We start from the raw sequence: 25,740 nt of genomic DNA, 5'->3' as shown, positions 1-25,740 counted from the left end.
TCGGTTGTTGGTGGCGGCCCGCCTGATTATCCGCCACTATTTGACTGCCATAAACCGGCGAAGTCAGCGTGACAAAACCCAGCGATATAGATACGAATAAGCTTATCGGTTTGAGCGTTGCAAAAATAGATTCAATCGCTGTTTGTTGCGTATCTGTGGTGGTTTTTGCCTGACCATTTGCTGTTTTCGAAATGTCAGCAACCACCATTTGCATATTACGTTTTTTGTTAAAAATTATTCGGTATAAGCGCTTATTCATAATCTATTCCTTATTCCTTATCTTCATCTTTATCTTTATCTTTATCTTTATTTTTATTTTTATTTTTATTTTTATTTTTATTTTTTGTGTTTTTTATTTATTCACCATTAGTTATACACATAACACAACGTACATCTTGTTATTCAACCTAATAATTCCACATCACACTAAAGCCTAATGCCAGCGGATTGGTTTGAAAGCCTTTCGGTTTGCGAATTGGCATGCCGGCAAACAGGTCATAGTAAAAACCATAATTGTTTCCCCGTAATCCCAGTACACCACCGGTTAAATGCCGCCCTAGCAAATACTCACTTTTACCACCCGATACTTCACCGGTATCAAGACCTAAATAGGTTTCATGATTAAAGGGAACTTGCCAGGCTAATTCATTACGAAGATACCAACCGCGGTCCGCTCTTAATGTTAACTCCCCATCAAAGCCCCGAACACTCCAGCGCCCACCAATCGAAAACTGGTCTGGTGAAGTTAAGTGTGAGCCACGCGTATATTGCCCCTGATAATCTAAACGATAACGAAGGTGCTGTTCACCTAAGGTGAAAGGGACATTGGTAGAAAAGTTAACTGAGAAAATATCTGACAAGGCGCTGCTGTTATCTTCCGGGTTGTACTCTTCCGGCGCTTTTTTTGCATTAAACCAACGAACTCCTTTTTGGTAAGTAACACCCGCATCGATGGTAATATTGTCAATGTAATGCCGGTGAGCAATGCCCAATTGCCAGCTTGTGGTTTTTCGTTGTTGGATTTCAATCTCGGTATCATCGACATAGTTATGTGATTGGCGTAACATTAGTCCATAACTTAATGTGGTCTTTTGTGATTCATTTCGATGCAGCACATAACTCAGTTGTATATTGGCATTGCGGCTGCGACCACTGTACTGGTAATCCTGATTTTCACCTGCTACATTTTGATGATATTTATTGCCCGATAAAGATGCACTTAACGACCAATAACCAAACGGAATTGAATAAGACAGCAAATAGTTGCGTGAGCCATATTTACCTTTTCCATTAATATCATGCCCACCTGAGGCATAAAAGGAATCACTGAGCGATAAGGGATTATCTAAGTAAAATGTCACCCCGCCTTGGTCTCGCCCTGTTGTTTTAGTCCCTGAATCATCAACCGACAATCCCAATCGCCACATCTTGCTCTGTTTGCGGCTAATAACAATATCGCTTTCGCCCGGTTTATCACCCGGCACTAACTTCATTTGAGCACTCACTGTCGGTAATCGTTGTAAATTTTCAAGTCCTTGCTCTATATCCCGTAAATTCAGAAGATAATTTTCCCGTGCTGGCATAGCTGTATAAAGCTGGGCATAGTTATCACTATCATCACTGTAATAAATATGCCGGGTTTTACCTTCAACCAATAATAGTTGCAACTTACCACTTGCCAAATCTTGTTCCGGTGCCACCACTCGCGTGGTGATATAACCATAGCTAATGAGTCTGTCTTGTATTGCTTTCATCAATAAATTTATACCCTCAGAGCCTAAGCAGTGGTGCTCAGCTTGTTTTGCTAATTTATTTAAGGGAATAAACCAGGGTAATTTATCCCGCTCAAGTAACTGCACTTGATTGATAACAAAACATAATGATTCAGTGGGAAAATTAAGTTCACCTGTGTGGGTTGATGGCGGTAATAAACGGATATCGGGAGTGGCGGGTGTCAATGTTTCTTGTAGAGCTTTGTCTCGCTCTTGTTGATGAATAAGCTGCTCATCACTAATGACTTTTGTCGGTGGCGGCTCGGCGAATAATAAACAAGACGGCGAAATAGTAATGACTGCCGTTAATACAAGATTTTTTACAGAAAAACACATAATCACAACGCTACAAAATAGACACATAAAACCATGTTTGGCATACTAATGGGTAATAACTGATATGTATACACAAGTTGTAAATTCTGTGTAAATGTTTGTGATTTTACTGTAATTTTTATGTAAATATTGATAAGTTGATTGAGATATAAAGTCCTGAATTTAAATCAAACCAATAAATAAAAAGTTAAATAATGCGTTTGTTATTGGAGTTGAAAAGGGATTGTTAATCGAAATAAAAATGCTTTTCGTTGGGAACTTTTGGATTTTATATCACATCCTTCCTCACATTTCACGCTAGCATTAAAATTTGTGATTTTTAATATTTTATTTATCAACCCTAACATATTCTGGCAATAAAGCGGCAAAACCTTTATACTATGCCGTCATTATTGGTATCACTCTATAGAGTTTTACTAAAACACTCCGTTCTTTAACATCATCAATTGGAAAAAAATTTATGCATCCGATGCTTAATATTGCTATTCGTGCTGCTCGTAAAGCAGGTAATGTTGCCATTAAGGCTTATGAAAACCCAAGTTCAATCGAAATTGATACTAAAGGTGCTAACGATTTTGCCACTAATGCAGATCGTGCTGCTGAATCACTTATTATTGAAACAATCAAAAAAGCGTATCCTGATCATACGATTATTGCTGAAGAAAGTGGTTTAGCTAAAGGTAGTGATGCCGATACGCAGTGGATAATTGACCCAATTGATGGTACGACCAATTTTATTAAAAATATCCCACATTTTGCAGTTTCTATTGCGGCTCGAGTTAAAGGTAAAACAGAAATTGCCGTTGTATATAATCCTATGAGTAATGAGCTGTTTACCGCGGCGCGAGGTAAAGGTGCACAGCTTAATGGGTATCGTATTCGTGTTAGCAATGCTAAAGACCTTGAGGGTAGTGTGCTCGCAACGGCCTTCCCATTTAAAGTTAAACAATATAGTGATAGTTATTTTGCGGTATTGCAAAAATTATTTGTAAGATGTGGTGATTTTCGCCGTAGTGGGTCTGCCGCGTTAGATTTAGCTTATGTAGCAGCAGGCCGTTTAGATGGCTTTTTTGAAATTGGCTTAAAACCTTGGGATATTGCCGCAGGCGAGTTAATTTTACGTGAAGCAGGTGGCGTTATCACCGATTTTGCTGGTGGCAATAATTATATGGTTTCGGGCAATATTGTGGCGGGTAATCCTCGTGTGGTCAAAGATTTGTTAGTTTCGACCCAAAACGATTGGCCAGAAAATTTGCGTAATTAATTGTACTTTCTTTATTCGAAATGCAGGGTTGTAGCCTTGCATTTTGCTTTATACTAGTCATCAACTACAAAAAGTCATTTTAGTTATTTTGCGTCATCTAATGACGTCATTGAACAATTAACGTGTAAACCTTGATTGTTTAAATAGTCACTGCCCCATATATACATTGATTCAAGTACTGGTTTAATGCTTTTGCCAAAGTTTGTTAAAGAATATTCAACTTTAGGCGGTACCACTGGAAAAACTTGTCGATGAATTAAGCCATTAGATTCAAGTTCGCGTAGTTGTTGGGTTAGCATTTTAGCTGTAGCCGTAGGGATTTCCTTACGTAACTGAGAAAATCTTAAGGTAGTTTTAGCCATAAGTTTCCATAATATGAGCGATTTATATTTACCACCAATCATATTGATGGTGGCATCAACAGGGCAATAGGTTATTGTTTGATGTTTGTTTTCACAGCAGCTTTTATTGATTGATTTATTTTTCACTTAATTATCTTGATAGTATCTTTTTGGGTAGTATATATCAAAAAAGTGCATTCTTGTTAAAAGGATAATTAATACTACAATATGTACCACACCAAAAATTAAGGGATGTGTTAAATGAAAACTGTCGAATACCATTTTTTTGTTGAGGATATGAGCTGTGCATCATGTGTTAGTCGAGTTGAAAAGGCGCTGAGAAAGATTGATGGTGTCATTGATGTTAGTGTGAATCTTGCGACTGAAAAAGCAACCGTTAATGCAAATTCGAATGTTAAGTTAGACACACTCATGTCAGCTGTGGACAATGCCGGATATCATGCGGTAAAAATTACTGATCAACAAATGCACCATAAAGATGTTGATAAGCAAGCTTCACTTTGGCCTATTGTTTTGTCTATTATCTTGTCTGTACCTTTTGTCATCCCTATGTTACTTGAACCGTTTGACATTAATTTGATGCTACCTGCTTGGTTGCAATTTATTCTTGCTTCGATTGTGCAATTTGGACTAGGTGGTAAGTTTTATCGTAGTGGGTTTAATGCGTTAAAAGCATTAACCGGTAATATGGATTTATTAGTCGCAATTGGTACCAGTGCCGCTTATGGCTTGTCGTTATATCAGCTTATTAGTGGTCATTATGATCACCTCTACTTTGAATCATCAGTGGTGATTATTACCTTAATTTTGATTGGTAAGTGGTTAGAGTTAAGAGCGAAGCATCAAACAACCCAAGCAATTGAAGCTCTTTCAGCGTTACGACCAGAGATGGCATTAGTCAGGCAAGGTAACCAAGAAGTGAATGTACCTATCGACCAGGTAAAAGTAAATGATATTGTGGTGATTAAACCCGGTGAACGTATTGCTGTTGATGGTATTGTTATTGAAGGTTCATCCAGTAGTGATGAGTCGATGTTAACAGGGGAAAGCTTTCCTGTAACTAAATCCATTAATGATATTGTTACTGGGGGGACAATTAATGGTGAAGGGTTGCTGATAGTGAAAACTACCGCAATTCAAGCTGACTCAATGCTTTCAAAAATTATAAATATGGTTGAATCAGCCCAAGCTAAGAAAGCACCAATCCAGCGAATTGTAGATCGTATCAGTGCGATTTTTGTACCGGTGATTTTGATTATTGCGTTGGTAACCTTGCTGTTTTGGGGAGTAATTTATCATGATTGGCAACAAGCCTTGCTTCATGCCGTTGCCGTATTGGTTATTGCGTGTCCATGTGCTTTAGGATTGGCAACACCTACTGCGATTATGGTGGGAACGGGAGCAGCGGCTCGTCAGGGGATTTTAATTAAAGATGCCGAAGCGTTAGAAACGCTGCACAATATTAATACGATCGCATTTGATAAAACCGGTACGTTAACAGTAGGTAAACCTGAATTAGTGGAAATTGACGTCGTCGGTACTGAAACACCCGAGCAGATTTTATCAATTGCGGCATCAATGCAAGCGGGGAGTGAACATCCTTTAGCTAAAGCGATGTTATCTAAAGCTAAGCACGATAATTATGCTCAGAATATTACCTCAGTAGCTGGTTCAGGGATTATGGCAATGATTGATAATACCGAATACTATTTAGGTAGTTTACGCTGGATGAAATCGTTAAATGCCTATTTTGTGAATATGGATGATAAAATCAATGAACTTACCGGTAAAGGTTACACTATTTCATTTTTGGCTAAACAACAATCAGAAAATCAGGTCGTAATTTTGGCTTTATTTGGTTTTTCTGATGTCATTAAACCTGAAGCCAAAAATGCAATTGAAGCATTACATCAATTGCATGTTACCAGTGTTATGTTAACTGGCGATAATCAGCAAGCGGCTAATTATGTCGGGCAGCAGTTGCGTTTAGATAAAGTGATTGCTGAAGTTTTACCGCAAGATAAAGCAAACTATATTTATCAATTACAGAAAGAGAGCCATAGTGAGCATAATAATTTAGTTGCCATGGTCGGCGATGGTATTAATGATGCCCCTGCATTGGCAGCCGCAGATATTGGCATTGCTATGGGAACGGGCACCGATGTTGCTATGCATACGGCGAGTATTACATTAATGCGTGGTAATTTGTACCTTATTGCTGATGCCATTGATATTTCGCGTCGAACATATAATAAGATAAAACAAAACCTGTTTTGGGCGTTTTTCTATAATTTAATTGGCATTCCATTAGCTGCTTTAGGATTTTTAAATCCAATGATTGCAGGTGCTGCCATGGCTTTAAGTAGCGTTAGTGTGGTAACAAATGCATTACTGCTTAAACGTTGGAAAGCGAGAGCCGATAACCAATAACGGTTATTGAATTAAGGCGGTCGTTTATGCCGCCTAATCGGGTCATTTTCTGGCAATAGGTTTGTTTGTCTGCATATTGACCATTTACGTCAAACTAAAATGGATTTGCGATCCTTTTCCTTGTTCAGTAATAAATACGCCGACGGCACAAATTATCTGTTCATTATAATAAACTAAAGGAATGCGGGTTCGCATCCAAGGTGGAATATGGTGCTCTTGCCATAATTTTTTGATTGCTCTTGAACCCTGACGATTGACAATTTTTAGCTGTCCTTGTGCATGAAAGCGCACAGTTACATCTTCGTCGGCACGAGGTAAGCGGCAATTTAAGTTGTGCTTATTATTGGCGTGTAATTCACCAATATGATCAGGTAAGACTAACGATGACGATAAATCCCATTTAAGCACGTGTTGTTCAATATTTTGATATAGTGGCAACAGGTAGAGTTGGTTTTGGTAACGGCGGATTTGTTTATTATGCAAAATAAATTGTGGATTGGCATCGTCTTTCGCTTGCGCAACAGTTTGCCAAATTAGCGTGAGCTGTTTTTGGCTTGGCATGATAACTTGTTGTTGCCGAAGCCACATTCGTAAAATAGCATTGCGTTTATATTCGCTATAATCAAACAAGGGTTTTAAGCGTAGCTGACCTTGAACGGTGATCACTTGTTGATACTCGGACAGTAATAGCTCGTTAATTAAGGCTTCTTGTTGTTGGCATAACTCGGCACTTCGAGCGACCATTTGCGGAAAATGTGGCCAACGTTGATTGATAATTGGTAAAACATTTAAACGTAAAAAATTGCGATCGTAATGGTCATCTTGATTACTTTCATCTTCTATCCAAGTTAGTTGATTTTGATTCGCATAAGTTTCTATTTGTTTGCGTGATATCGATAATAATGGGCGAAGATGTTGTCCATTTTCGATGGGCATAGCAGAGAGTCCAGCAGGACCACTACCTCGCTTTAAGGCTAATAAAAAGGTTTCGCACTGATCATCAAGATGTTGGGCTGTGCAGAGCATTTCGTAACTTTTTAAGTGATGATGAATTGCTTGATAGCGGGCCTCTCTAGCTTGTTCTTCGATATTCTTGTTCATATCATCAAGCTTCACTTTTTCAATAATTATAGGTACTTGCCATGTTTGGCATTGTTGTACACAATGGTTTGCCCAGTTATCGGCATTTTGACTTAAACCATGATGAATATAAATAGCCCTAATTTGTAAATTGGGTAAAAGCTGTTTTTTCAACATTACCAATACATGCAGTAATACCGTCGAATCGACGCCACCACTGAAAGCTACCAGTAGTGCATTACTGCCTTTTAAATGATGTAAAACGGTTTGTTTTATTACGTCATCAAGCATTGGGTTGTGTGTATTGTTCATATTACAGTGAATTATATTAAGCTTGTTAGCGCAGTAGTTTTGATTTTATCAAGTTTTATTCTATCTAAACCAGCAGCTAAATCGGCAATTAAATCATCAGGATCTTCAAGACCAATATGCAGACGAATTAATGTGCCAGTAAAGTCGACACCTGATACCGGTCTAATTTTTGCTAATTCTTCAGGTTGGTTTGCTAAAATTAATGATTCAAATCCTCCCCATGAATACGCCATGGTAAAATGGTTTAAATGATCTAAAAAATCAGCTAATTGTATGTCGGTTAAGCGGTCTTTGAGAACAAACGAAAATAAACCACTTGCACCACTAAAATCACGTTTGAAAAATTCATGTCCTTTGCAACTTTCAAGTGCAGGGTGATTAACGGTTGCCACTTTCGGGTGACTAGCAAGCCATTTAGCAACTTTTAAGCCATTTTCATGATGTTGTTTAAGTCTCACCGCTAAGGTACGTAATCCACGCGCCGCCATATAGGCCGTATCGGCATCGCACATTTGTCCCATTAAATAAGAACGTTCTCGTAATCTATCCCAACATCTCTCATTGGCAACAGCAGTCCCTAACATGCCATCTGAGTGCCCAATAAGATATTTAGTGCCTGATTGAATTGAGATATCAATACCATGTTCTAATGCTTTAAATAATATCCCAGCACCCCATGTATTATCGATCATAATGGTGATTTCAGGATTAACACTTCGAATGGCCTTAACAATTGCCGGTATGTCTTGAACTTCCATAGTGATTGAACTTGGTGACTCTAAAAATACCACTTTGGTATTAGGTTTGATATGGTTGGTAATATAACGGCCAATTAAAGGGGAAAAGTAATCAGTTTCAACCCCCATATCTTTTAAAATATGTTCACAAAATTCTTGGGTTGGCTCATAACTTGCCTCGGATACTAAGATATGATCCCCAGTTTTGACAAAAGCTAGAATTGAATTAGCAATGGCAGCAGCACCGCAAGGGTAAAGATAGCAACCAGCTCCACCTTCAATTTCAATCATGGCATCTTGCAGAGCAAAGTGGGTTAATGTGCCACGTCGTCCATAAAATAGTGCACCATTTGTACGATTTTCTGCCGCTTCTTTTTTGGCTGCAAGAGTATCAAACACCAATGAAGAGGCTCGTTGAATAACGGTATTTACTGCACCTTGGGTATAGCGTTGTTTTCGTCCTGCATGAACTAATTTTGTTGGTAATGACATGATCAATCCTAAGTTAGGGATAAATTTTAATAACAGTTAGCATAGCATGCTGTTAAAATAGTAAAAAATAATTTTTATGAATAGTTGTTTTCTGATAATGCTAATAACTCAACTGGCTAACCTAAATCATGCAATCATCGATTTTTCGTTATTACCTAAGCAAATTGTTGATTATGCAAATAAATTGCATGGCCAACGTAAAAGGCAATTTTTAGTTTGTCGTTCAATCTTAGCGCAGTTACTCAAACAACATTATAGTGTCGATATTTTACCCGAAATGGTCATTGGCGATAATAGTCGACCTCGTTTTTTAGATTGCTCGTTTCCTGATTTTAATATTAGTCATAGTGGGGATTGGGTTGCTGTAGCGGTTGCATTGTCAGGAAAGGTGGGCGTCGATATTGAGGTAGACAGGCCGCGAAAAAATTACCTAAATGTCGCTAAACATTGTTTTGCTGATGAAGAGTACCAATGGATGATTAACCAAGAAGATACATTATTAGCTTTTTGGCAGCTTTGGACATTGAAAGAATCGGCATTAAAACTTTATGCTAAAGGCGTTTGGCAAATAAAATCAGTCAATGTTAATTTAGAACGTCACTCTATTTGCGCCCCTTTTGGACAGCATTTCTATTTTCATTATCAACAGCTGTCAGGCGTTCATCTTGCGGTTAATTGTGATAATCCTATTACCAATATTGTTGTAAAATCCTAATTATTATAATCTGTTACCCTTTTAGGGTAACAGTTATTACAAATATTTTATTATTCGTTTGTGGTGAGTAATCCTGACTCACTTAAGGTTTTATTAAAGTCTTTGTCCATAAAGAATAAATCACGTTTATTTTCGCCTACTAATTCTAGTTTATCAACAATGGTTTTAAATAGCTTTTCTTCTTCATGCTGTTCTGATACATACCATTGTAAAAAATTGAAAGTTGAAAAATCTTTTTGAGTAAGGGCATAATCGACCAGTGAGTTAATTGCTTTGGTAATGGTCAATTCATGTTGATAGGCTGCTTTAAATACATCGAGTAACGATTTATATTTTGCTTCTGGTGCATCAATTTTTCCAATTAATGCAAGTGAACCACAATCTAGAACATAATCAAACAAACGTTCCATATGTTTGCGCTCTTCACCGGCATGATCTCGTAAAAATTTTCCAAAAGAGGGAAAATTTTGGTCATCACACCATGCACTCATTTGTAAATAAAGATTTGAAGAATAAAATTCTAGATTCAGTTGGTCATTAAGTTTTTTGACCATTTGTGTTGTTAACATCTGACTTTCCTCTCATTGCTATTTTATTATTCCACTTTTTAAACGTGGTTATTATATAAACCTTAGCGATTTAGCTAATTGGTTTAAATTGATTAAACTAAATAAATTTGTTGTAGGTTTTTTTTGTGCTTTTCATCTAATTGGTACTCTTTGGCTAACCAATTGTCGATGGTTTGATAACGCTGTTTAATTTCATTTATAGCAGCAGTTAAGAACTCTTTTTTGGCAGAAAATATGATTTTATACTTGTCTAATTCTTCCTGCGTAAATTTATTTTTATATTGATTAAGTGTTTCTTCACGAAAAGTTTGTAAGCATTGTTCAGTAAATAGATAGTCTTGCATGACATCTTCTTCACTCACGCCTAATGCAAAAAGTGTTAGCGCGACACCAATGCCGGTCCTATCTTTACCAACTGCACAGTGCTGAACTAATGGTTTACCATTAGCGTTAAGTAAAAGTGAGATTAATTGTTGATAAGCCTGATTATTAAATGGAAGTAACTGATAAAGTTTTACCATAAAATCAAATGGTGAATATTTTTTTAAAATAAAGATATCATCATAATCACTAGTTAAACTTGCAGTAATTTCGTTACTTAATGGATTAGCCGGGACATTAATATATTGAGTATTAGCCCATAAATTATCGGGACAGCGATCGATTTCATGCTGATCACGATAATCTAAAATATGATGAAGCTTTAATTGGTTAGATAAAATGTTTTTTTCATCTTCAGTTAAGCGAGAAAAGTCACCAGCACGGTATAACAACCCCGATCGAATTTGACGGCCGTCGGTTGTCTTGATTCCACCTAAATCACGAAAATTGATACTGTTTTTGATAGGGATAACTGATGTCATTACCGCTCCTTATTTATTCTTAACTTCGCTTGCTATATTAACATGTTTCTGATTAGAATTAAGTCAATGTTTTGTTGTTTGATAATCAATGAGGTTTTTAATATGTCGATGTTATCTATTTTTCTTTCAAATGAACCGGCTCAAGCGCAGTGGGGCAAAGATGCCTTACTCAGCTTTTCTGATGATGCTATAACAATACACTATAAGTCGGAACATCGCTTAGGTGCAATTCAGCGAGCAGGGCGTAAATTGGATAATCAAGGCATTAAAGCGGTGAAACTGACAGGAGAGGGTTGGGATTTAGAAGCGTCTTGGCATTTTTGGTTAGGTTACCGTAATGCCAAAAAAAACAATAAAGTGACGTGGGCAAAACTCAATAGCAAAGAAAAAACAGAACTTAAATATCGTTTGGATATTATTGATTGGTGTCGCGATATTGTTAATCAGCAAGCCGAAACCTTAAGTCCTCTTGAATTAGCAACACAAAGTGCAAAATTAATTAGTACGTATTCATCTGATGTAACTTATAAAATTATTTCAGGCGAAGCCTTAAAAGAACAAGATTATATGGGAATTTATACTGTTGGCAAAGGCTCGGATAGACCAGCTGCATTGCTTGAACTTGATTATAATCCGAGCAAAGATCCTAAAGCACCGATTATTGCTTGTTTAGTGGGTAAAGGTATTACCTTTGATTCTGGTGGTTATAGTTTAAAACCAAGCAGTTTTATGGAATCAATGCGTGCTGATATGGGCGGAGCTGCATTGGTGAGTGGCGCGTTAGCATTAGCGATAGCTCGTGGTGTACAACACCGTATTAAGCTTTATTTATGTTGTGCGGATAATTTAGTCAGTGGTAATGCCTTTAAATTAGGCGATATTATTCATTATCGTAATGGCAAAACTGTTGAGGTTGATAACACAGATGCGGAAGGACGCTTAGTGTTAGCTGATGGATTAATTTGCGCAGATAATGATAAACCACACTATATTATTGATTGTGCCACGCTAACCGGCGCTGCAAAAATTGCTGTAGGTAACGATTATCAATCCTTGTTATCATTCGATGATTCATTTGCTAATCGGCTAATTGAAAGTGCGACTACCGAACACGAAGCATTTTGGCGATTACCGTTAGCTGAATTTCATCGTTCGCAATTTCCTTCATCTTTTGCCGATATGGCTAACTCTGGCTTACCTAATACCGCAGGTGCTAGCACCGCAGCGGCATTTTTATCGCATTTTATAAAAAATTATAAACAAAACTGGTTACATATTGACTGCTCAGCCACATTTCGTAAAAGTGCTACTTCCTTATGGGCAACAGGGGCAACCGGAGTAGGTGTTCGCGCCATAGCACATTTATTAAGTGAACTTAACTAGGATTGAAAAAAACCACTGTAAGAGTGGTTTTTTTATATTTTAGATATTTAAAGTGGGATAAATTATTTGTCTTCAACCACTATTGCTTTTTTAATATAAATGGGTTCAACAGGAACATTTTGGTGAGGTCCCATACGTTTAGTTGGTACCGCGGCAATTTTATCAACCACATCCATTCCTTTAATTACTTTACCAAATACTGCATAACCATATTTTTCTGGTGATTGATAATTAAGAAAATCATTATTTACTAGGTTAATAAAAAATTGGCTAGTTGCACTGTTGATTTCACTGGTTCTTGCCATGGCAATAGTGCCGCGATCATTTTTTAGACCGTTATTTGCTTCATTTTGAATTGGAGTAGTATTATCTTTGAATTTTAATTGATCATCTGCGCCACCACCTTGGATCATAAAGCCAGGAATAACACGGTGGAAAGTTAAATTTTCATAAAATCCGCTTTTGACATAATCAATAAAATTTTTGCTAGAAATAGGCGCATGTTCGCTGTCTAATTCAATTTCGATATCACCCATACTGGTTTGTAATAGTACTTTTGTATCAGCATAAGCAAAAGTAGCAGCCATTGTTAACAACAATGAAGCAAATAACATTTTGATTTTATTCATATATTAAATTCCTTATCCAATTTAGTTGGCAGATTATACCGAATATTAAACTATTTTAAATGACAAATATGTAAAATAAGATAAAAATTTGAGTTTTAGTTCACAATAATACTGTTCTATATCGTATGACTTATTTAAAGTTGTTATCTTTAATTAACTATTAGCATTCTTCACATAGCTTTAATTAAATAGAAACATTTAAATGCCACATTTATTTTGTTGAATTGTATTTTGAAATAGAATGAGAACTCATGCGTTGTATTTTATGTAATATGCCATTAGCTTTAAGCCATCATGGCATTTGTTGTCAATGTGTGAACAATTTACCTAAGTTAAATAAAGTGTGTCAGCAATGTTGCTTACCACACTCTTTATTTACTGAGATCTGTTACCGTTGTCGAGACAATAAACCAAAGTATGACAAGCTTATAGCAGTGAGTGATTATATTAATCCATTGAAAAAACTTATTCACCAGTTAAAGTTTTATCATAAAACTGAATTTGCTTTAGCATTAGCTAGATTGATGTTTTTAGCGTGGTATCAACAACGAGAAGCAGACGGGTTAATGAAACCCGATTTAGTGACATGTGTCCCGTTACATCATTTACGATATTGGTCTCGTGGTTATAATCAAGCCGAATTATTGGCTAACCCCATTGCTAAGTGGTTAGGTCGTGATTTTTATCCGCATTTATTATATCGTAAACAGCGAGCTTTAGATCAAAAAACACTTTCATTGCAACAACGAATTGATAATGTTGATACCCTCTATTTTTGTCGGGAAGATCTTACTAATCAATCTGTTATGCTGATAGATGATATAGTCACTACCGCCAATACTGTAAATGTTATTAGTCAACAATTGAAAAACTGCGGTGCAATAAGTGTTCAAGTCATTTGTTTATGTCGCACAGTATTGTAAAATCATAAACAATCCCTATAATAACCAACAGAGTTAGTCAACTATTATAATCAGTGATGCTCATAATTATTCATTAAATAACCGGCATCAAAGTGAGGGGTTTATGTCTATTATTACCATTTCTCAAGCAGCTCAACAGCATTTTAAAAAATTGCTTGCTAATCAAGCGGATGGAACACAAATTCGGGTGTTTGTTATCAATCCTGGTACCGCAACAGCGGAATGTGGCGTGTCATATTGTCCCGCTGATACTGTTGAAGAGAGTGATATTGAAGAAAAGCAAGATGGTTTTTCTGTTTACATTGATGAGATCAGTGCTCCATTTTTGGAAGAGACAGTGATTGATTATGTAACCGACGAACTTGGCTCACAATTAACATTAAAAGCACCAAACTCAAAAATGAAGAAAGTTGCAGATGATGCACCGTTAATCGAGCGCGTTAATTATCTGATTCAAGCTCAAGTTAATCCGCAACTTGCTAGCCATGGTGGTCATGTGAGCTTGGTTGAGTTGACAGAAGATAATTATGCCATATTACAATTTGGTGGAGGTTGTAATGGTTGTTCGATGGTGGATTATACCTTAAAAGAAGGAATCGAGAAGCAGTTACTGGCCGAATTTCCAGAATTAGCAGGGGTGAAAGATATTACTGAACATCAAGCCGGAAGCCACTCTTATTGTTAAAATAATTTCTAATTTAATCTTGCTTATTGCTAAGATTAAGTCATAATCAAATGCTGTTTGCCAATTCACTTTATGATGGGGTTTTATGAATCAAGTTAGTATTATTTCAGATCTTATCGTTTGGATTGAGAAAAATCTGGAGCAGCCATTATCTATAGATAATGTTTCGCAAAAATCAGGTTATTCTAAATGGCATTTACAACGAATGTTTAAAGAAGTAACCGGTCAAGTGCTTGGTACTTATATTCGTCATCGAAGGTTAACTTACGCTGCACTTTCTTTACGAATGACCAGTAAACCTATATTAGATATTGCAATGCAATATCGTTTTGATTCCCAACAAACTTTTACCCGTTCATTTAAAAAACAATTTAATGAAACACCGGCAAGTTATAGGCGTAGTGAATATTGGGATCCAACTGGATTAACGCCAGCCATTGAACTCAATAAGACGCGATTGTCGCTGCCTGAACCCACATTTGTCACTATGCCTAAACAGACTTTTTGGGGAATTACTTATAAAAATAACTGTAATCTAAGTAAATTATTAGATGAAGAGATTAAATTAAGAGTGCAATTTTTTCATAATTATTTAACGCGTTATGCTAATAAAAATGAAGCGTTGCCAGAAAGAATTTATGCATTTAATCGAATACTAAAAAGTAAAGATAATGCCAATGAGCAAGAACTTTTTTATACTATTGCATTAGAACACAATAATAACCTTGAACATATTGAACAATTTGTAAGTGAAGGTGGATTGTATCTTTGTTTTAAATATTTCGGACCACCAGAAAATTTTAAAGATTTTATTTCGCAAGTCCACTTGGCTGCTATGCCTGCATTAAAAGTTCGTTTACGTTCAGGGTGTTTAATTGAAATTCATCATAATTTGCATGATGATTCGGTTAAATCAGTCAAAAATCTTCAACGCATTGAGTGTGATTATTGTGTGCCCGTCATTACTGAAAATGAAATTCGCCAAAAAAATGGTGGATAAAATTGTTTCATTCCCTTTTTTACTAGTCATTTAATAAGTTTTGTTCTAACCAATATTTAAATTCAGGCGATGCTTCTTTTAGACTATTTGAACCACGAGTGACAGTGGCAATACCAATGCCAAGCTGTTCTTTTAATTGACGCTGATTAATTGAACCATCTAACAAAGCATGGACAATTTTTACTCGGGTAATTAATGCATCTCGTTCATCGGCAGTTAATAGGAGTTTTAATATATCAAGCGAATAGCCATCATTAAATGCTTGATGTAATATTTCAACGGTTTGTTGCCATTCTTTATTTTTCATCTTGTTCGTCATTAATATTGTTGGTTAAATTCAATTGTGGTTAAAATCCCTACGTTTTCTTGCTTTAAAATGGTTTTGTAAATGTAATCATAAGTTAATACATTTTTCACGTAATTACGGGTTTCGGTAAAAGGGATACTATCAATAAATGAGACAGCATCAAGTTTGCCGCCACTTTTATTAAGCCATTTTTTTACACGATTAGGGCCGGCATTATAAGCACTAGAGGATAAAATACGATTATTATTATTTTGTAAATAGACACTATTTAGATAGTAAGTTCCAAGTTGTATATTGATTTCGGGATCAAATAATTGAGCAGGGGAGTTATAGGTTACATACCCCATTTTTTTAGCTGTATCTTTAGCTGTTGCCGGCATAAGTTGCATTAAACCACTTGCACCGACGGGAGATTGTATTGTGGTATCAAGTGCGCTTTCTTGGCGCGAGATAGCTAATGCGTAAGAAAGCGGTATAACTTTGTCTTTTAATGCATTGTTATATAAGTTTTGATACATAATTGGGAGCCTTTCTGTCCAATTATCCCATAGTTTTCCTGAGATTGTTGCTTGGATACTGAGATCGCCCCATCCTTTTTGGTAAGCGTATCTAGCTAACTGTAAATAATCATTATTGGGTAGATTCCTTAATGCATATCGCCATTCACGGTTTGACTCTGATATCATGCCTAAAAAACGTAATTCATTAATCCTTTCAATAAAGGCTTGAGTGTCATATTGAGTATTTAATTTGCTACGTTCTGCAGCTGAAAGGTCTTGTGATAAATTGACAAGTATATAAGGTTGATTAAGTGTTTGTGCACTAATCATACCGTAAAAGCCTCGATTATTGCTTAATGTTTGTAAAATGGTATGGGCTTGTTCTCGTTGATTATTGTTAAGTAGCACACGTGCTTGCCAATATTGCCAATCGTCTTTCAACTGATCTTTTGGATCAAGCTGCGTTAACCAATAAGCGATATCTTTAAAATCGTTGTTATCAATCGCGACACGGATACGTTTTTCAACTAATGGCGTGTCATGTGTTTTGGCAATAAAATTATCACGCCACTCAATTTGTTGCTGCGTTGCTGAATCATTAAAGAAACGATCAGCCAAGCTTTTTTGTAAAACAATTTGCTCTTCTTCAGTTAGTGCTTGTTGTTCAATAAGTTTTGGTAAAATTGCTTCGGCCAAATTCATATCAGCTTTAGCTAAACGTGCAAAGGAAGCAAGAACAATTTTTTTAGTAAATTTACTCGCTGTAATATTTTTTGAAAATTCACTTAATTTTTGTGGATTATCAAATAGAGCAAGTAAATGACTTTTTGTAGTTTGATAACTACTATCCAATGTGTTTGCTAAATATCGTGCCAGTTTTATGTTGTTGGACTCAAGGGCGAGTTCGATGCGTAATAATATCATATTTCCGGTCTGTTTACCGGTTTGTGACCATGCATTAATTAGCGAGTCACAGGCTGAAGGCAGTTCTTTGCCTGTCATCCATAATGATTCAATTTCATTGTAAATGGACTCATTATTACTATTTTGTTGTAATTGGGCATAGAGATTTCGGCAATTTGCTGCAGGTGACCCATCTTGTGGAAAATTGACAATCGTGTTCCAATCTTGACGATTAGTCAATTCTGCCAGGTAAGCTTGTATCAATGATGAAGTTAACGGAAAGTCATTATATTGCGTGATGAAATTTCTGACTAATTCGGGTGAAACAACTTTAATATTACTTTGCAAAAATTGTACAGCAGCATAAGGATAAAGAGGATAAGTTGTTAACTCGTTTAGCAAAGCTTGTTGTTCTTCAAAACTTAATGATTGATAAGAATTGGTCCATTTTTGATAGCTAGCTCGCAAGTTAGTCTGAGCATTGCTTGCAAAACTACTATTGGCTATTAGTAAAGTTATCAATAAAAAAGAACGCAATACTAAACTCATCCTTTAACTCCGGTAGCATATTAGCTTATTAGATTAGCATATTTTAGCGTTATTCGTCGATAAGCAACGTATATTTAATTCCTAGTAAAATAGTCAACTAAATACTTGACTAAACTAAAAGGATATATACAATACATCCAAAATATAAAGAGGAGATGATCAATGAAATTGACTTCAAAGGGGCGATATGCGGTAACAGCAATGTTGGATGTAGCACTACATTCAAGCTCTGGTCCGGTTTCACTTGCCGATATTTCAGAACGTCAGGAAATCTCATTATCTTATCTTGAACAATTGTTTGCGCGTTTACGTAAAAATGGCTTAGTACTAAGTGTTAGAGGACCAGGTGGTGGTTACGTGCTAAGTCGAAGTATGGATCAAATTGCAATTAGTTCGATTGTTAAAGCTGTAGATGAAACAGTTCACGCCACAAAATGCCATGGTCAAAATGGCTGTCAAGGTGGTGTTAGATGTTTAACACATAGTTTATGGAATGATTTAAGTGAACGCATTGATGACTTTTTAACAAGCATTACACTAAGTGAATTAGTGAATAATAAGGAAGTTAAAGCGGTAGCAGACCGTCAAAGTCACATACAGCAAGTTAGGATTAACTAATAAATATATAATACAGAATTTGTAATTGGGAGTAATAAATGAAACTACCTATTTATATGGATTATGCAGCGACAACGCCGGTAGATCCTAGAGTAGCTGAAAAAATGATGCAATATTTAACACTCGACGGTATATTTGGTAATCCGGCATCCCGATCTCATAAATTTGGATGGCAGGCCGAAGAAGCGGTAGATATAGCAAGAAACCAAATTGCTGATCTAATTGGTGCAGATTCACGAGAAATTGTGTTTACCTCTGGCGCTACAGAAGCCGATAATTTAGCCATTAAAGGGGCTGCCCATTTTAATCAAGCCAAAGGTAAACACATTATTACCTGTAAAACGGAACATAAAGCGGTACTTGATACTTGTCGTCAATTAGAACGAGAAGGCTATGAAGTGACTTATTTGGCCCCTGAATCTAATGGAATATTGGATTTAGATAAGCTTGCAGCTGCAATGCGTAGTGATACAACTGTTGTATCTATTATGCACGTTAATAATGAAACAGGCGTGGTTCAAAATATTGAAAAAATCGGTGAGATGTGCCGAGAACGAGGTATTGTTTTTCATGTTGATGCAACGCAAAGTGTTGGTAAATTACCGATTGATTTAACAAAGTTAAAAGTCGATCTTATGTCGTTTTCTGGACATAAAATTTACGGTCCTAAAGGCATTGGTGGGCTTTATGTAAGACGTAAACCTCGTGTTCGTATCGAAGCACAAATGCATGGTGGTGGTCATGAACGTGGTATGCGCTCAGGCACGTTACCTGTACATCAAATTGTTGGGATGGGCGAAGCCTATCACATAGCTAAAGAAGAAATGGCTACTGAAATGCCGCGACTATTAGCACTTAAAAACCGCCTATGGAATGGTTTAAAAGATATTGAAGAGGTTTACTTAAATGGTTCGTTAGAGCACAGTGCACCCAATATCTTAAATGTTAGCTTTGCTTATATTGAAGGCGAATCATTGATGATGGCTTTAAAAGATTTAGCTGTTTCATCTGGCTCTGCTTGTACTTCAGCTAGTTTAGAACCTTCATATGTTTTGCGTGCATTAGGATTAAATGATGAACTGGCTCACAGTTCAATCCGTTTTTCATTAGGCCGTTTTAGCACTGAAGAAGAAGTGGATTATGTAATTAAACTAATCAAAAATTCTATTGGCAAATTGAGAGATTTATCGCCACTTTGGGAAATGTTTAAAGATGGCGTTGATCTAACAAAAATTAAGTGGTCAGCCCATTAAAATTAGGAGCAAATTATGGCATATAGTGAAAAAGTCGTTGATCATTATGAAAACCCACGCAATGTTGGCTCTTTCGATCAAAATGATCCTAATGTTGGTAGTGGTATGGTTGGTGCGCCAGCGTGTGGCGATGTAATGCGATTACAAATCAAAGTGAATGATGCGGGTATTATTGAAGATGCTAAATTCAAAACTTATGGTTGTGGTAGTGCAATAGCATCCAGCTCTTTAGTCACCGAATGGATTAAAGGTAAATCGTTAGATGAAGCGCAAGCGATTAAAAATACTGATATCGCAAAAGAACTTGCATTGCCACCTGTTAAAATTCACTGTTCAATTTTAGCCGAAGATGCAATTAAAGCCGCAATTGATGATTATAAAACTAAGAAAGGGCAAGGTTAATGGCAATCACATTAACAACAAGTGCAGCAAATCGAGTTCAATCCTTTTTGGCTAATCGCGGAAAAGGTGTTGGGCTTAGGTTAGGTGTAAAAACATCCGGTTGTTCAGGTATGGCTTATGTCTTGGAATTTGCTGATGTGATTAATGACGATGATAGCGTTTTTGAAGATAAAAATGTCAAAGTGATCGTAGATAAAAAAAGTTTAGTTTATATTGATGGAACAGAACTTGATTTTGTCAAAGAGGGTTTAAACGAAGGCTTTAAATTCAATAATCCTAATTCTAAGAATGAATGCGGTTGTGGCGAAAGCTTTAATGTTTAGTTGGAGCTATCATTATGGATAATTACTTTGAGTTATTTCAGTTACCTGTACAGTTGCCGGTTGATTCAAAACAGTTAGCGCTTCATTATCAACAGCTACAAAGACAATATCACCCAGATAATTTTGCGACTGCAAATGACAGCGAAAAATCCGCTGTTGTACAAAAATCGGCTAAAATTAATGATGGTTATCAAACATTAAAAAATCCGATCAAAGCGGCTGAATATTTTTTATCGTTACAAGGTTTTGATATTGCAGCAGAACAGAGCATTATTCATGATGCCGATTTTTTAATGGAGCAATTTTCTTTGCGTGAAAGGCTTGATGACATTGAAAATCAAGCTAATTTTACCTTGTTAGATGATTTTCATGCAGAAATTATTGAACGTGAAAAAACAGTTTATAATCAATTACTAGCGCTCATTGCTAAACAAGATTGGCAAACTGCACTTAATCAACTCTATAAAATCCGTTATCTCACTAGATTGATTGAACAAATCGAGAAGTTACAAGAAAAGCAATTTGCTTTATAATTTTAAGATTAGTCGCACGTCAACAGAGATAGATTAAATGGTATTATTACAGATCAGTGAACCAGGACAAACACCAGAACCCCATCAACGTCGTGTGGCGGTAGGCATTGATCTTGGTACAACAAATTCACTCGTTGCAACAGTTCGTAGTGGACAATCCGAGGTTTTACCTGATTTAGACGGTAATGCTTTATTGCCATCAGTTGTTCATTATGGCATCGATCATGATGATAATCCGGTTATTACCGTTGGAAAGAATGCTAAAGATAATGCTGCCAACGATCCCAAAAATACAGTAAGTTCTGTTAAAAGGTTAATGGGCAGAAGTTTATCCGATATTCAATTTTCGCATTTTCCCTACGCATTTTCACAAACTGAAAATGGCGTACCCTTATTAAATTTACCTAATGGCCAAGTTAATCCTATTCAGGTTTCAGCCGAAATCTTAGTTGCTTTAGCCAATAGAGCAAAACAGACATTACAAAGTGAAATTGATGGCGCGGTGATTACTGTTCCTGCCTATTTTGATGATGCTCAGCGGCAAGCAACCAAAGATGCTGCAAAGTTAGCTGGATTGCATGTACTTCGTCTTTTAAATGAACCAACCGCCGCCGCGATTGCTTATGGTTTAGATTCCGGCAAAGAAGGGGTGATTGCCGTTTATGATTTAGGTGGCGGAACGTTTGATATTTCTATCTTGCGCTTACATAAAGGGGTGTTTGAAGTATTAGCAACGGGGGGCGATTCTGCACTTGGTGGTGATGATTTTGACCGACTACTTGCAGATTATCTAAAAAAACAAGTCGGTTTAGAAACTAACACTGATCCCCATATCAACCAAACAATTATTGATGAAGCGGTTAAAATCAAAATTGCACTGAGCCAACAAGATTCAGTTTTAGCAAATATAGAAGGTCAATCTTTAACTATAACACGTGAACAATTTGAAGCGTTAATTGAACCGTTAGTCAAACGCACATTGGCGGTTTGTCGCCGGGCATTAAAAGATGCTCAAACTGATATGAGTGATATCGTTGAAGTTGTGATGGTCGGTGGTTCTACTCGCGTACCGTTAGTTCGTAAACTTGTCGGCGATTATTTTAAAACTGAGCCTTTAACGTCGATTGATCCGGATAAAGTTGTTGCTATTGGTGCAGCAATACAGGCGGATATACTCGTTGGCAATAAGCCAGATTCCGACATGCTATTGCTTGATGTTATTCCCTTGTCTTTAGGGATAGAAACGATGGGCGAATTGGTTGAAAAAATTATTCCACGTAATAGCACCATTCCTTGTGCGAGGGCGCAAGAATTCACCACATTTAAAGACGGACAAACGGCGATGATGATTCATGTTTTACAAGGTGAACGTGAAACTGTTGCTGATTGCCGATCACTTGCAAGATTTACGTTAAGGGGTATTCCTCCTATGCCTGCAGGTGGAGCGCATATTCGAGTTACCTTTCAAGTCGATGCTGATGGTTTGTTAAGTGTCACCGCAAAAGAGAAATCAACAGGCGTTGAAGCAGCGATCCAAGTCAAGCCATCTTATGGGTTAACAGATAAAGAAATCGCGTCCATGATTCAAGATTCTATTAGCTATGCACAGCAAGATAAACAAGCTAGGATGCTCGCTGAACAAAAAGTTGAAGCCGCACGAGTTCTTGAGAGTTTGCAAAGCGCCTTAGATAAAGACGCCGATTTATTAAGTGAAAATGAACTGGATCAGATTTTAGCAGCTAAACATCAATTACAAGCCGTAAGTGAATTAGATGACAGTTATACCATTGAAAAACAAATCAAAGTTGTTGATAAAGTGACACAGGAGTTTGCTGCTAAGCGAATGGATAGGTCAATTCGTCATGCTTTAACTGGTCATAAAGTTGATGATATTTAACTAACGAGATTATTATGCCAAAAATTACTTTTTTACCTAATGCCGATCTTTGTCCTGATGGATTAACTGTCGAAGCAGAAGAAGGCGAATCTATTTTAGAAGTTGCTTTGCGCAATGACATTGAAATTGAGCATGCTTGTGAAATGTCTTGTGCCTGTTCGACTTGCCACTGTATTGTTCGAAAAGGATTTGATTCACTCGAAGAGAGTGATGAACAAGAAGATGACATGCTGGATAAAGCGTGGGGTGTTGAACCGCATAGTCGCTTAAGTTGCCAAGCTCGAGTGACCGATGAAGATCTTGAGGTTGAAATCCCAAGATATAGTCTTAACCACGCTAAAGAAGATCATTAATCAGTCGCCTTTATGGCGGCGCCTAATTTACTTATCATTTGAGATTTTAATTTTTTCTATTTTTCTTTGATTTTGATATCGTTGTGATTTTTGTCACATTTTTCTTATCAAAAATAATACTTTACTATTAACTTGATTATCGTTTTGGTATAGTTGATTTATAGACATGTGCTGAAAAATAAACAGGTGTTTATGAATCATAGAGAAAAGCAAATCTTAACAATTATCCGTAATAATCCGCTTATCCAACAACATACAATAGCTGACATGTTAGGTATCACTCGCTCGAGTGTTGCAGGTTATATTATGACACTGACTCAAAAAGGCTATATAAAAGGAAAGGGTTATATTTTATCAGAAAATAATCATATTGTGGTGGTTGGTTCGAGCAATATGGATGTGACTGGATATTCAAATAAGAAATTAGTTTATGGTGATTCAAACCCAGGCAAAATTGCTTGTACACCTGGTGGTGTCGGTCGTAATATTGCTGAAAATTTAGCATTATTGGGACAAGATACTCATCTGGTTTCTATGATCGGTGATGATTTTTATGGCATGCAATTGATTGAGCACACGCGAAAAGCTGGCGTTAATATGGATCATTGCCACGTTGTAAAAGGGGATAGTACTTCAACTTATCTTTCTCTATTAGATGAAGCTGGTGAAATGATTCTAGCTATCAACGATATGGGCATTATTGATAAGTTAACACCAAGTTTATTAAATGAGTCAAAACAATTGATTCAACATGCAAAATTATTAATTATTGATTGTAATTTACAATCAGAGGCTTTGGCTTGGTTATTCAGTAACGCAGGCTCAGTCCCTATTTTTGTTGATACCGTTTCAGCCTTTAAATCGCATAAAATAAAAGATTGGTTATCACATATTCATACTTTAAAACCTAACCGCCTTGAAGCTGAAATGTTAAGTGGCATAAAAATTAATAGCGATAAAGACATACCAGCTGTTATTGATTGGTTTCATAAACAAGGCGTGCAGCGTATAGCGATCAGTACCGGTGCTGAAGGTGTTTATTACAGCGAAATCAATGGTGAGCAAGGTTGGTCTGCTTCTATTCCTACAACAATTATTAGCGTTACAGGTGCAGGTGATGCGATGCTTGCTGGCCTTGCTCATGGCTATTTGGATAATATGAGTTTTTATCAAAGTGTGAGATTTGCTCAAGCGTGCTCATCTTTAACGTTATCATCTGAATTTACCAATAATCCAAATCTATCTATTAATTGTGTTCAAAATATATTGGAGTCTGTTTCATGAATAATGTATCTACCTATAATCAATATCTCGATATCTCGCCAGAAGTTAAACAAGCGCTTGACAATAATCAACCTGTTGTTGCTTTAGAATCGACCATTATTTCACATGGCATGCCTTATCCGCAAAATGTGGAAACCGCATTAAAAGTGGAAGAAATTGTCAGAAAAAATGGCGCAATTCCTGCAACGATTGCGGTAATTAACGGTCGATTAAAAGCTGGGTTATCAAAAGAAGAGATCACCATTCTTGGTAAAGAAGGATTAAATGTAACAAAAGTAAGCCGTCGTGATTTACCAGTTGTTGTAGCCAATAAACAAAATGGTGCGACAACCGTTGCAGCTACAATGATTATTGCTGAATTAGCGGGTATTCGAGTTTTTGCAACCGGCGGGCTTGGTGGCGTTCATCGTGGCGCTGAGCATACCTTTGATATTTCAGCCGATCTTCAAGAACTCGCTAATACAAGTGTCGCTGTAGTTTGTGCTGGTGCCAAATCAATTTTAGATTTAGGTCTAACGATGGAATACCTTGAAACATATGGGGTACCTGTGGTTGGTTATCAAACCGAAAAACTGCCGTCGTTCTTTAGCCGAACTAGTCCGTTTGATGTTAGCGTAAAACTAGATAGCGCTAAACAGATTGCCGACATGATTAACGTAAAATGGGATTTGGGTTTAAAGGGTGGCGTTGTGGTTGCAAATCCTATTCCTGAACAATATGCAATGGATGAGCAAATTATTTCCGTTGCGATTGAAAAAGCGTTACAAGAGTCGGTTGAGAAAGGGATTAAAGGTAAAGAAACCACGCCATTCTTGTTAGCCAAAGTGGTAGAAATAACGGGTGGTGATAGTTTAGAAGCTAATATCAATCTCGTCTTTAATAATGCTAAATTAGCATCAGAAATAGCAATAAATTATTGCCATATTAAATAATTACTATTAAATTTTTAGTCTAAAGGAAGAATAGCTATATTTATTTAATGCACTTCCTTTAGGTATTATCGCTTTAGTACCTGTAATCCTAAAAATATTTGTTTGATTTGTTAAAGTCATTATCTTTACTCTTTATGAATTACTCCTTGCATTAGTTAATTATTTACGTATAATTGACGCACTTTGTTTGTTGAATTTTTGATAAGCAAATGCGTATGAAGATATAATCCTTATTTAATAATATTGAATTATATCAACAATACTCCCGATTTGGGGGTTACGAAAAAGAACGGATTACACTCTCCTGTCAATCGAAACAGGGTAAGAGGAGTAG

The 25,740-nt window shown here is 36.6% G+C and carries 26 protein-coding genes; 16 read left to right on the top strand and 10 right to left on the bottom strand.

Annotation, left to right across the window (positions count from 1 at the left end; all coding sequences use genetic code 11):
- On the bottom strand, positions 1–259 hold a 259-nt coding region (locus J3U56_RS08565), incomplete at its 3' end, for an ESPR-type extended signal peptide-containing protein (protein WP_267367368.1).
- Between the two features lie 148 nt (positions 260–407).
- Complete coding sequence (locus J3U56_RS08560; RefSeq protein WP_267367365.1) at positions 408–2,108, bottom strand: ShlB/FhaC/HecB family hemolysin secretion/activation protein; 1,701 nt, start codon at positions 2,106–2,108, stop codon at positions 408–410.
- 460 nt (positions 2,109–2,568) lie between these two features.
- On the opposite strand from J3U56_RS08560, the gene suhB reads away from it, so the two are divergent.
- Positions 2,569–3,372 carry an inositol-1-monophosphatase gene (gene suhB / locus J3U56_RS08555; RefSeq protein WP_267333946.1) on the top strand — a complete coding sequence of 268 codons (804 nt, stop codon included), beginning with the start codon at positions 2,569–2,571 and terminating at the stop codon, positions 3,370–3,372.
- Positions 3,373–3,455: 83 nt separating this feature from the next.
- Here the strand turns inward: suhB and J3U56_RS08550 are convergent, their stop codons facing one another.
- On the bottom strand, positions 3,456–3,776 hold the full coding sequence (locus J3U56_RS08550) for a winged helix-turn-helix transcriptional regulator (RefSeq protein WP_267348853.1): 321 nt from the start codon (positions 3,774–3,776) through the stop codon (positions 3,456–3,458).
- Between the two features lie 198 nt (positions 3,777–3,974).
- Here J3U56_RS08550 and J3U56_RS08545 point away from each other — a divergent pair, with 198 nt between their 5' ends.
- The gene (locus J3U56_RS08545) at positions 3,975–6,164 is read left to right on the top strand and encodes a heavy metal translocating P-type ATPase (RefSeq protein ID WP_267367363.1); all 2,190 of its coding nucleotides are present in this window, start codon (positions 3,975–3,977) and stop codon (positions 6,162–6,164) included.
- An 84-nt stretch (positions 6,165–6,248) separates the two neighbouring features.
- Here the strand turns inward: J3U56_RS08545 and tilS are convergent, their stop codons facing one another.
- Positions 6,249–7,535: a tRNA lysidine(34) synthetase TilS gene (gene tilS, locus J3U56_RS08540; RefSeq protein WP_416380330.1), complete on the bottom strand. Its 1,287-nt coding sequence runs from the start codon at positions 7,533–7,535 to the stop codon at positions 6,249–6,251.
- A 32-nt stretch (positions 7,536–7,567) separates the two neighbouring features.
- Positions 7,568–8,785 (bottom strand): cystathionine beta-lyase, encoded by a 1,218-nt coding sequence (metC, locus tag J3U56_RS08535; RefSeq protein WP_267367359.1) that lies wholly within the window; start codon positions 8,783–8,785, stop codon positions 7,568–7,570.
- A 76-nt stretch (positions 8,786–8,861) separates the two neighbouring features.
- On the opposite strand from metC, the gene J3U56_RS08530 reads away from it, so the two are divergent.
- Complete coding sequence (locus J3U56_RS08530; protein WP_267333942.1) at positions 8,862–9,500, top strand: 4'-phosphopantetheinyl transferase family protein; 639 nt, start codon at positions 8,862–8,864, stop codon at positions 9,498–9,500.
- A gap of 50 nt (positions 9,501–9,550) precedes the next feature.
- On the opposite strand, the gene ftnA is transcribed toward J3U56_RS08530, so the two are convergent.
- Entirely contained in the window at positions 9,551–10,069 is a 519-nt protein-coding gene (gene ftnA / locus J3U56_RS08525; protein WP_065634437.1) for a non-heme ferritin, read from the bottom strand.
- Positions 10,070–10,161: 92 nt separating this feature from the next.
- Positions 10,162–10,932, bottom strand: coding sequence for a tyrosine-protein phosphatase (locus J3U56_RS08520; RefSeq protein ID WP_267333941.1), 771 nt, complete (start codon positions 10,930–10,932; stop codon positions 10,162–10,164).
- A gap of 102 nt (positions 10,933–11,034) precedes the next feature.
- On the opposite strand from J3U56_RS08520, the gene pepB reads away from it, so the two are divergent.
- Positions 11,035–12,315: an aminopeptidase PepB gene (gene pepB / locus J3U56_RS08515; RefSeq protein WP_267367357.1), complete on the top strand. Its 1,281-nt coding sequence runs from the start codon at positions 11,035–11,037 to the stop codon at positions 12,313–12,315.
- Between the two features lie 62 nt (positions 12,316–12,377).
- Here the strand turns inward: pepB and J3U56_RS08510 are convergent, their stop codons facing one another.
- A complete protein-coding gene (locus tag J3U56_RS08510) occupies positions 12,378–12,944 on the bottom strand; it encodes a peptidylprolyl isomerase (protein ID WP_416380325.1) in 567 nt (188 codons plus the stop codon).
- 251 nt (positions 12,945–13,195) lie between these two features.
- Here J3U56_RS08510 and J3U56_RS08505 point away from each other — a divergent pair, with 251 nt between their 5' ends.
- The 3 genes from J3U56_RS08505 (at position 13,196) to robA (ending at position 15,552) form a co-directional block, all read left to right on the top strand.
- Positions 13,196–13,867 carry a phosphoribosyltransferase family protein gene (locus tag J3U56_RS08505; protein ID WP_267367355.1) on the top strand — a complete coding sequence of 224 codons (672 nt, stop codon included), beginning with the start codon at positions 13,196–13,198 and terminating at the stop codon, positions 13,865–13,867.
- 109 nt (positions 13,868–13,976) lie between these two features.
- Positions 13,977–14,552 (top strand): Fe-S biogenesis protein NfuA, encoded by a 576-nt coding sequence (gene nfuA, locus J3U56_RS08500; protein WP_267333970.1) that lies wholly within the window; start codon positions 13,977–13,979, stop codon positions 14,550–14,552.
- Between the two features lie 85 nt (positions 14,553–14,637).
- Positions 14,638–15,552 (top strand): MDR efflux pump AcrAB transcriptional activator RobA, encoded by a 915-nt coding sequence (gene robA, locus J3U56_RS08495; RefSeq protein WP_065634442.1) that lies wholly within the window; start codon positions 14,638–14,640, stop codon positions 15,550–15,552.
- A gap of 22 nt (positions 15,553–15,574) precedes the next feature.
- Here the strand turns inward: robA and trpR are convergent, their stop codons facing one another.
- Together trpR and sltY are read right to left on the bottom strand one after the other, a co-directional pair.
- On the bottom strand, positions 15,575–15,859 hold the full coding sequence (gene trpR / locus J3U56_RS08490) for a trp operon repressor (protein ID WP_218056877.1): 285 nt from the start codon (positions 15,857–15,859) through the stop codon (positions 15,575–15,577).
- 11 nt (positions 15,860–15,870) lie between these two features.
- The gene (gene sltY / locus J3U56_RS08485) at positions 15,871–17,811 is read right to left on the bottom strand and encodes a murein transglycosylase (protein ID WP_267367353.1); all 1,941 of its coding nucleotides are present in this window, start codon (positions 17,809–17,811) and stop codon (positions 15,871–15,873) included.
- 162 nt (positions 17,812–17,973) lie between these two features.
- Here sltY and iscR point away from each other — a divergent pair, with 162 nt between their 5' ends.
- The 9 genes from iscR to J3U56_RS08440 all read left to right on the top strand — a co-directional run bounded on the left by iscR (position 17,974) and on the right by J3U56_RS08440 (position 25,406).
- Positions 17,974–18,429: a Fe-S cluster assembly transcriptional regulator IscR gene (gene iscR / locus J3U56_RS08480; protein ID WP_065634445.1), complete on the top strand. Its 456-nt coding sequence runs from the start codon at positions 17,974–17,976 to the stop codon at positions 18,427–18,429.
- Positions 18,430–18,467: 38 nt separating this feature from the next.
- A complete protein-coding gene (locus tag J3U56_RS08475; RefSeq protein WP_267367351.1) occupies positions 18,468–19,682 on the top strand; it encodes an IscS subfamily cysteine desulfurase in 1,215 nt (404 codons plus the stop codon).
- 15 nt (positions 19,683–19,697) lie between these two features.
- Positions 19,698–20,084 carry a Fe-S cluster assembly scaffold IscU gene (iscU, locus tag J3U56_RS08470; RefSeq protein ID WP_065634447.1) on the top strand — a complete coding sequence of 129 codons (387 nt, stop codon included), beginning with the start codon at positions 19,698–19,700 and terminating at the stop codon, positions 20,082–20,084.
- A complete protein-coding gene (iscA, locus tag J3U56_RS08465) occupies positions 20,084–20,407 on the top strand; it encodes an iron-sulfur cluster assembly protein IscA (RefSeq protein WP_065634448.1) in 324 nt (107 codons plus the stop codon). Before iscU ends, iscA begins: the two co-directional genes overlap by 1 nt.
- Positions 20,408–20,421: 14 nt before the next feature.
- Positions 20,422–20,940: a Fe-S protein assembly co-chaperone HscB gene (gene hscB / locus J3U56_RS08460; RefSeq protein WP_267367348.1), complete on the top strand. Its 519-nt coding sequence runs from the start codon at positions 20,422–20,424 to the stop codon at positions 20,938–20,940.
- A 37-nt stretch (positions 20,941–20,977) separates the two neighbouring features.
- The gene (hscA, locus tag J3U56_RS08455) at positions 20,978–22,837 is read left to right on the top strand and encodes a Fe-S protein assembly chaperone HscA (protein ID WP_267367345.1); all 1,860 of its coding nucleotides are present in this window, start codon (positions 20,978–20,980) and stop codon (positions 22,835–22,837) included.
- Positions 22,838–22,851: 14 nt separating this feature from the next.
- Positions 22,852–23,190, top strand: coding sequence for an ISC system 2Fe-2S type ferredoxin (fdx, locus tag J3U56_RS08450; RefSeq protein WP_065634451.1), 339 nt, complete (start codon positions 22,852–22,854; stop codon positions 23,188–23,190).
- 192 nt (positions 23,191–23,382) lie between these two features.
- Positions 23,383–24,474, top strand: a complete 1,092-nt coding sequence (locus J3U56_RS08445; RefSeq protein ID WP_267367342.1) for a PfkB family carbohydrate kinase — start codon at positions 23,383–23,385, stop codon at positions 24,472–24,474.
- Positions 24,471–25,406, top strand: coding sequence for a pseudouridine-5'-phosphate glycosidase (locus J3U56_RS08440; protein ID WP_267333933.1), 936 nt, complete (start codon positions 24,471–24,473; stop codon positions 25,404–25,406). Before J3U56_RS08445 ends, J3U56_RS08440 begins: the two co-directional genes overlap by 4 nt.
- The last annotated feature ends 334 nt before the right edge of the window (positions 25,407–25,740 follow it).

Source organism: Gilliamella sp. B2824, from assembly GCF_026536245.1.
In the GTDB taxonomy this organism is placed as follows: domain Bacteria; phylum Pseudomonadota; class Gammaproteobacteria; order Enterobacterales; family Orbaceae; genus Gilliamella.
This window is presented reverse-complemented; position numbering and strand designations above follow the sequence as displayed.

Excerpts from the sequence above, each read along its gene's own strand:
- J3U56_RS08560 (WP_267367365.1), bottom strand. The coding sequence starts at position 2,108 with ATGTGTTTTTCTGTAAAAAATCTTGTATTAACGGCAGTCATTACTATT.
- suhB (WP_267333946.1), top strand. The coding sequence starts at position 2,569 with ATGCATCCGATGCTTAATATTGCTATTCGTGCTGCTCGTAAAGCAGGT.
- J3U56_RS08550 (WP_267348853.1), bottom strand. The coding sequence starts at position 3,776 with ATGATTGGTGGTAAATATAAATCGCTCATATTATGGAAACTTATGGCT.
- J3U56_RS08545 (WP_267367363.1), top strand. The coding sequence starts at position 3,975 with ATGAAAACTGTCGAATACCATTTTTTTGTTGAGGATATGAGCTGTGCA.
- tilS (WP_416380330.1), bottom strand. The coding sequence starts at position 7,535 with ATGCTTGATGACGTAATAAAACAAACCGTTTTACATCATTTAAAAGGC.
- metC (WP_267367359.1), bottom strand. The coding sequence starts at position 8,785 with ATGTCATTACCAACAAAATTAGTTCATGCAGGACGAAAACAACGCTAT.
- J3U56_RS08530 (WP_267333942.1), top strand. The coding sequence starts at position 8,862 with ATGAATAGTTGTTTTCTGATAATGCTAATAACTCAACTGGCTAACCTA.
- ftnA (WP_065634437.1), bottom strand. The coding sequence starts at position 10,069 with ATGTTAACAACACAAATGGTCAAAAAACTTAATGACCAACTGAATCTA.
- J3U56_RS08520 (WP_267333941.1), bottom strand. The coding sequence starts at position 10,932 with ATGACATCAGTTATCCCTATCAAAAACAGTATCAATTTTCGTGATTTA.
- pepB (WP_267367357.1), top strand. The coding sequence starts at position 11,035 with ATGTCGATGTTATCTATTTTTCTTTCAAATGAACCGGCTCAAGCGCAG.
- J3U56_RS08510 (WP_416380325.1), bottom strand. The coding sequence starts at position 12,944 with ATGAATAAAATCAAAATGTTATTTGCTTCATTGTTGTTAACAATGGCT.
- J3U56_RS08505 (WP_267367355.1), top strand. The coding sequence starts at position 13,196 with ATGCGTTGTATTTTATGTAATATGCCATTAGCTTTAAGCCATCATGGC.
- robA (WP_065634442.1), top strand. The coding sequence starts at position 14,638 with ATGAATCAAGTTAGTATTATTTCAGATCTTATCGTTTGGATTGAGAAA.
- trpR (WP_218056877.1), bottom strand. The coding sequence starts at position 15,859 with ATGAAAAATAAAGAATGGCAACAAACCGTTGAAATATTACATCAAGCA.
- sltY (WP_267367353.1), bottom strand. The coding sequence starts at position 17,811 with ATGAGTTTAGTATTGCGTTCTTTTTTATTGATAACTTTACTAATAGCC.
- iscR (WP_065634445.1), top strand. The coding sequence starts at position 17,974 with ATGAAATTGACTTCAAAGGGGCGATATGCGGTAACAGCAATGTTGGAT.
- J3U56_RS08475 (WP_267367351.1), top strand. The coding sequence starts at position 18,468 with ATGAAACTACCTATTTATATGGATTATGCAGCGACAACGCCGGTAGAT.
- iscU (WP_065634447.1), top strand. The coding sequence starts at position 19,698 with ATGGCATATAGTGAAAAAGTCGTTGATCATTATGAAAACCCACGCAAT.
- iscA (WP_065634448.1), top strand. The coding sequence starts at position 20,084 with ATGGCAATCACATTAACAACAAGTGCAGCAAATCGAGTTCAATCCTTT.
- hscB (WP_267367348.1), top strand. The coding sequence starts at position 20,422 with ATGGATAATTACTTTGAGTTATTTCAGTTACCTGTACAGTTGCCGGTT.
- hscA (WP_267367345.1), top strand. The coding sequence starts at position 20,978 with ATGGTATTATTACAGATCAGTGAACCAGGACAAACACCAGAACCCCAT.
- fdx (WP_065634451.1), top strand. The coding sequence starts at position 22,852 with ATGCCAAAAATTACTTTTTTACCTAATGCCGATCTTTGTCCTGATGGA.
- J3U56_RS08445 (WP_267367342.1), top strand. The coding sequence starts at position 23,383 with ATGAATCATAGAGAAAAGCAAATCTTAACAATTATCCGTAATAATCCG.
- J3U56_RS08440 (WP_267333933.1), top strand. The coding sequence starts at position 24,471 with ATGAATAATGTATCTACCTATAATCAATATCTCGATATCTCGCCAGAA.